This window comes from Cedecea sp. B1(4), from assembly GCF_059414925.1.
On record NZ_JCAHMZ010000103.1, the window covers coordinates 1 to 388 of the forward strand.

The window sequence follows — 388 nt, forward strand, 5'->3', positions numbered from 1 at the left end:
TGCCCTGGATCAGGAAGTCGTAGCCGGCGCGCGTGGCGTAGGGACCGGTCTGGCCGAAGCCGGTGATCGAGCAGTACACCAGGCGCGGGTAGCGCTCGCGCAAAGCGGCATAGTCCAGGCCGTGGCGGGCCAGCCCGCCGACCTTGTAGTTCTCCACCAGCACGTCGGCCTGGGCCAGCAGGCGATGCAGCCGCGCGCGCCCGACGTCGCTGGCGATGTCGATGGCGATCGAGCGCTTGTTGCGGTTGGCGCTGAGGTAATAGGCGCTCTCGTCCGTCTCGCGGCCGTCCTTGCCGACAATGTAGGGCGGCCCCCATGTGCGCGTATCATCGCCCTCCCCGGGCTTCTCGACCTTGACCACGTCGGCCCCCAGGTCGCCCAGCAGCTG

Annotated in this window: 1 protein-coding gene; it reads right to left on the bottom strand. The window is 69.3% G+C overall.

All coding sequences use genetic code 11. From position 1 onward, the window contains the following. Nucleotides 1-388: CoA transferase (locus ACR6JA_RS22255; RefSeq protein WP_494599572.1), on the bottom strand; the 388-nt coding region annotated here is incomplete at both ends.